1 protein-coding gene is annotated in these 458 nt (G+C 46.9%); it reads left to right on the top strand.

The features are described 5' to 3' along the window. Window positions 1–51: 51 nt before the first annotated feature. A partial coding sequence (locus tag FC43_RS04050) for a transposase family protein (RefSeq protein WP_162258985.1) occupies window positions 52–458 on the top strand: 407 nt, incomplete at its 3' end.

The following is a 458-nucleotide window of genomic DNA, read 5'->3' on the forward strand; positions in this document are numbered from 1 at the left end:
AGAAGACGGCTGACCCCCGCTCTTCAGTAACTAAAGAAAGGACCGTCTTCAATGAACGATTATATCAAAAACTTAACTGGTTTAACAGACAATCTGATTACTTTCGACCTTCGCGTAGCCGAAGCTGATCGACTTAAAATTGTTCCCGCTAATCCGGCCGCCCGGCACCCGTTCGCTCGCCAAGAACACTGTGAACTTTATCTTCGTCAATCTTATCCCAATGCTTGCCCAGTCTGCGGTCAATTGATGCGGAAAAATGGCTTTAAAACAGTCTATCTGCGAGGACTCGAAATTAGTGGCCGACCATTGGTGCTCGTAATTGCTAAACAGAAGTATCTCTGCCCCGTTAGTGCGGAATGTCCCACCTTAGTCACAGACTTAGCCCGGGTTCAGGGCATTACTGTTAATCATCAAATCATGCCTAATGTCCAACAGCGCATGCTGTTGGCCTTAACTGA

The organism is Limosilactobacillus ingluviei DSM 15946, assembly GCF_001435775.1.
GTDB classification, from domain to species: Bacteria; Bacillota; Bacilli; order Lactobacillales; family Lactobacillaceae; genus Limosilactobacillus; species Limosilactobacillus ingluviei.